Source organism: Pseudomonadales bacterium (assembly GCA_013215025.1).
In the GTDB taxonomy this organism is placed as follows: Bacteria; Pseudomonadota; Gammaproteobacteria; order Pseudomonadales; family DT-91; genus DT-91.
Genome location: JABSRR010000189.1, coordinates 1 through 5194, shown reverse-complemented (window position 1 = coordinate 5194; position 5194 = coordinate 1). Strand labels below are relative to the sequence as shown.

The 5194-nt window shown below is 44.4% G+C and carries 4 protein-coding genes; 1 reads left to right on the top strand and 3 read right to left on the bottom strand.

Annotated features, from left to right (window positions below):
• A partial coding sequence (locus HRU21_11390; GenBank protein NRA42892.1) for a PAS domain-containing protein occupies nucleotides 1-753 on the bottom strand: 753 nt, incomplete at its 3' end.
• A 172-nt stretch (nucleotides 754-925) separates the two neighbouring features.
• Between HRU21_11390 and ettA the strand changes: the two genes are divergently transcribed.
• Nucleotides 926-2593, top strand: a complete 1668-nt coding sequence (gene ettA / locus HRU21_11385; GenBank protein ID NRA42891.1) for an energy-dependent translational throttle protein EttA — start codon at nucleotides 926-928, stop codon at nucleotides 2591-2593.
• Between the two features lie 15 nt (nucleotides 2594-2608).
• On the opposite strand, the gene HRU21_11380 is transcribed toward ettA, so the two are convergent.
• Together HRU21_11380 and HRU21_11375 are read right to left on the bottom strand one after the other, a co-directional pair.
• Complete coding sequence (locus HRU21_11380) at nucleotides 2609-4990, bottom strand: DNA polymerase II (protein NRA42890.1); 2382 nt, start codon at nucleotides 4988-4990, stop codon at nucleotides 2609-2611.
• A gap of 18 nt (nucleotides 4991-5008) precedes the next feature.
• Nucleotides 5009-5194: 1-acyl-sn-glycerol-3-phosphate acyltransferase (locus tag HRU21_11375; protein NRA42889.1), on the bottom strand; the 186-nt coding region annotated here is incomplete at its 5' end.

Sequence of the window (5194 nt, the reverse complement as noted above, 5' to 3'; positions counted from 1 at the left end):
AAAGGCCTCGCCGTTTTTGCGCCGAGCCATAATCTCACCAAACCAAACACCCGCTTCCTGCAGCTGCGGCTCAATATGCTCTGCGAAGTAGCCCGCATGCCAACCCGACTTAAACTCTGAAGGCTTAATACCCAGCACTTCGGTTCGCGCATAACCGGAGATATCGCAAAATGCCTGGTTAACTTGAATCACCTCGCCAGCCTTATCGGTGATATAAAGCGCATCAGCAATAATCTCAAAGGCTTTGGCTGATAGCGCTCTTTCTTGCTGGTAAGCACGACTGTGCTTGGTTTGTTTTAATGCGCGCAGCACACTGCGACTTGAGGCAGCACTGCATAATAGGCAAAGCTTGCTGTTAACTGAAAAGCAGGATAAACAAAGCCACAAATCCTCAACTGAGGATCGATGATGATCGGTAAAAATAATCTCTCGCTGCTCTGTGCTTGCATGCGGCAACAAAAACGCTGCGATATCCATCAATACATGCTCAGGAAAATGCCAGGCTAGATGCTTGCCTAGCTCTTCTTGATCGGCATATTCAAATAAATCTATCGCTTGTTTATTGGCCGAAACCAGCTGCATTGAAAAACGCAGCTTATGAATAAATACCGGCTTTTGAAATGCCTCGGCTAAATCATCCATGCAGCTAATAGCCGAATCTTTAAACAGCCCTTGCAGCTGGTCGATGTCTAAGGTCCATTGTGCAACCGCAGCATAATAATAAGCATCGGCATATAAGTCATTTTCATTCATTGAGCTGACCTGAAATAAGTATGGCGGCAAATGACATTGCCATATGTGCATCACGCCTGAATATTTAATGACGCGCAGTACTATAAAAGTAGTCAATAAGATTGATAATCGCTAAGCTTTTGGCTAACCTCCCATCACATTTTTAACGTCCTCTATCGAACCGGAGATCGCCATGGCACAGTATGTTTATACCATGAATCGCGTCAGTAAAATTGTTCCCCCTAAGCGTCAGATTTTGAAAGATATTTCGCTATCGTTTTTTCCCGGAGCAAAAATTGGCGTGTTGGGATTAAACGGTGCGGGCAAATCTTCGCTGTTAAGAATTATGGCAGGCGTAGATCAAGAATATGATGGCGAAGCCAGACCTATGCCGGATATTAATGTGGGTTACCTTGAGCAAGAACCCAGCCTCAACCCAGCTAAAGACGTGCGCGGCAACGTACTTGAAGGCATGCAAGAATTAGTCAACGCCTTAGAGGGGCTTGATCAGGTTTACGCAGATTATGCCAAAGAAGATGCCGACTTTGATGCCCTAGCCAAACAACAGGCGCAATTTGAAGACGTGATTGCAGCCTGGGACGGACACAATCTCGATACTCAGCTTGAAAAAGCGGCTGACGCACTGCAGCTGCCGGCATGGGATGCTGACGTTGAGAAGCTTTCCGGCGGCGAGAGACGACGCGTAGCGCTTTGCCGCTTATTGCTATCCAAACCTGATATGCTACTTCTTGATGAGCCAACTAACCATCTAGATGCCATCTCAGTCGCATGGCTGGAACATTTCCTATGTGAGTTTCCAGGCACTGTGGTAGCCATCACCCACGATCGTTATTTCTTAGATAATGCTGCAGAGTGGATTTTAGAACTTGACCGCGGACATGGCTATCCGTACCAAGGTAATTACTCACACTGGCTTGAAGCTAAAGAACAGCGTCTAGAAATGGAACAAAAAGCTGAAGCCGCACATGTAAAAGCCATGAAAGATGAGTTAGATTGGGTTCGCTCAAATGCTAAGGGCAGACAAAGTAAATCAAAAGCCAGACTGGCTCGCTATGACGAGCTAAGCTCACAAGAATTCCAATCGCGCAACGAAACTAATGAGATATATATTCCACCGGGTGATCGCTTAGGCGATCTAGTGATTGAAATTAATAATGTCAGCAAAAGTTTTGACCAGCGCAAACTCATTGATGACTTCAGTGCAAACATCCCTAAAGGTGCGATTGTTGGCATTGTGGGCGGCAACGGCATGGGTAAGTCAACCATGTTCCGAATGATTGCAGGGGCCGAGCAAGCCGACAGCGGCAATATTCGTTTAGGCGACACGGTGAAGTTGTCTTTTGTTGAGCAAGCGAGAGACGAACACCTCGATAACAGCAAGACGGTATGGGAAGAAATTTCTGATGGTCATGATGTTTTAAAAATCGGCAGTTATGAAGTAGGCTCAAGAAACTATATCGGACGCTTTAATTTTAAAGGTTCCGACCAGCAAAAGTTTGTCAAAGATCTCTCTGGCGGCGAGCGTAACCGATTACATCTTGCCAAAGTATTAAAGCAGGGTGCCAACGTTATTCTCTTAGATGAGCCAACTAACGATTTAGATGTTGAGACATTACGCGCGCTAGAGGAAGCTGTACTGGCATTCCCAGGCACAATGATGATTATTTCGCACGATCGCTGGTTTCTAGATCGTGTTGCAACCCATATTATGGCTTACGAAGACGAGGGTAAGATTTTATTTATGGAAGGCAACTACTCAGATTATGAAGCTGATCGACGTGAACGCTTTGGCGATGCAGCTGCCTTAGTACCAGCATCAGCGCGACATAAAAAACTGTAGCTGTAATAGTATGAGCTATTCAAACAAGTTCATTTGCTGTTTGAATAGCCTATCAAACGAGAGCCCAATAAATGGCAGCACCGCGTCAGCAATCGGCTTCAGTTGCTTGATCACATAGTGTTCATAATCAATATCGGATCTAAGATATTCCAATGCTTCCGGCCCATTCACTGTAATGACATATTCAATCCAACCCTTATGTTGATAGCGTAAGGGCTTTGCTAATTCTGCATTTTGCTGATCTGCGTTAATTGCCGCACGCACATGTGGCGGTATATTTTTTTGATATTCATGCAGCGGTCGTCGCAATCGCTTGCGATAAGCCAATAGTGAATCAAACTGCCCATTGATGGTTGCGAAGACTGTCTCACGTATATAGTCACTAGGGTCTTTATCATGAAATACATCGTCGAATAGCTGCATTTGAAACTGTTTCGATAGTGCTGTCCAATCGGTGCGCACGGTCTCTAATCCTTTAAACACCATGTGCTGTTGCTTACCATTTACTGCTAAGCCAGCGTAGCGCTTTTTACTGCCTGTCGTTAAACCGCGAATGGTTGGCATCAGAAATCGGCTATAGTAAGTTTCAAATTCAAGTTCTAAGTAGCAGCTTAAATCAAACTCCTGACGTAATTTATAGTGCCAGCTTTGATTTATTTCACTACATATAGCCGCAGCAATTGCCTGGCATTGATCTGCTGAACAGCTTTCATCCAAAAGTACAAATAACGAATCGGTATCACCATAAATCACTTGATAATCCATGGCTTTAATCCAGTCTGCGGTCTGCTGCATAATTTCATGGCCACGCCGAGTAATAGAACTAGCCAAGCGAGGATCATAAAAGCGGCAGCCGCCTGAACCTAGCACACCATAAAAGGAGTTCATCAGTATTTTTATTGCATTAGATTTTGCCTTATCGCCTGCTTGTTTAGCGATATCGCGTTGCTGCCAAAGTTGTTGAATAAACGCTGGTAAGAAATGCTGCTCGCGCGAAAATACGGCACCGTCAAAACCAGGAATTAACTGCGCAGCATCATTCGCATGCAGCCCTGTTATCAGGCCTAAGGGGTCTATTTTAAAGGTGCGAATAATCGAGGGATATAGGCTTTTAAAATCGAGTACAATGACGTTTTTATAAAGCCCAGGGCGCGACTCCATCACGTAACCACCGGGGCTGGCTAAACCGCCAGCTTTTGGGAGATTTGGCGCGACATATCCAGCTCGGTGTAATTTTGGCAAATATAAATTGGTAAATGCCGCCACTGAGCCGCCTCGCTTATCTAACGGCAGACCTGTAAGTTGACTTCGAAAAATTAAAAATTCTAATACTTTTGTTTTGTTAAATATTTTTTCTACTAGAACACAATCTTGTAAATTATAGGCAGCTAAGGCCGCTTTATTATGTTTGAAGTTATCGCTAATCTCCTCAGCACGATTATCCAAATTTTCACAGTTTTTACCCTGCTGAAGTAGCTGTTGCGCGACATGATCTAAACTAAAACTTGCGAAACTATAGGTTTCGGCTTTTAGTGCATCTATACCATCAACTACTTTTCGGCCTGCAATCGTTATAAAGCCATCATTTGCATCAATACGGCTATCTCGCCAACTTGCTGCAGAACCATCACGACCTAAATGTAACTGCATATGTAGTTGCTTTGCGCGCTGCATCAGAATACGGAAATCAAAGTTGATCACATTCCAGCCTATAATGACATCTGGGTCGAAGCGCTGAATATGTGCAACCAAGGTCTGCAGCAATGCTGTCTCGTCATCAACCCAAACAAGATAAGCTGCCGAATCAGCTTCTGGCGCGCCAATCATAATTACAGTCTGATACTCAGCAGCCGACAAGCCCACTGAATACAGCTCACCATGAATCGAACATTCAATATCCAAGGACAGAGTTTTTAATTGCGGCTTAAAACTACTTGGCTTAATGCGTGCATCATTATATTGCCGGTAGTGTGAGAGTTGCTGCTTGCTTGCTGCAGTAAATGCTAGCGAGCCATAACAGAATCGTTCCATTAGATAGCGTTCATGCAGACGAAAATCATCTTCATAAGTGGTTAAATTAACCCTGGCTAGGATTTTTTTAACTTCGCTCATTACGCTCAGGTTCTGGCAATAAACCGCCACCATCGGATATTGCTCAAAGCTTTGCAACGCTACTTGCTGATAATTAAGCTGGTCTGAGAAATTTCTCAGCACAAATGAGAACTGTATTTTATCCTGTTCGCGGATAAAAAAAGTCGGCTGCTCGCCATCAATATGCAGACAACTAACGCCGTCCTTACAGCGCAGCCATAAAATAATACGCGATCGAAGACCTTCGCTTTTAGCATCATGTATATCGACACTTTGTGCTTGAACAACAAAGCCTTCGTCAATCATCGCGATTACTGTTAGTCGCTAGGCCATGCTGGCGACTTCAGACTCTATCCATTGTTGAGCGTCCATCAGCAAGGCTTTAGGGTCAGCGCCTGATGTCGGTATAGGGCTTGAAATATGCAGCTGAATCGTACCTGGATATTTAAAAAACTTACCCGATGGCCAATATCGTCCTGCATTATGGGCAATTAAGACTAACGGCACTTC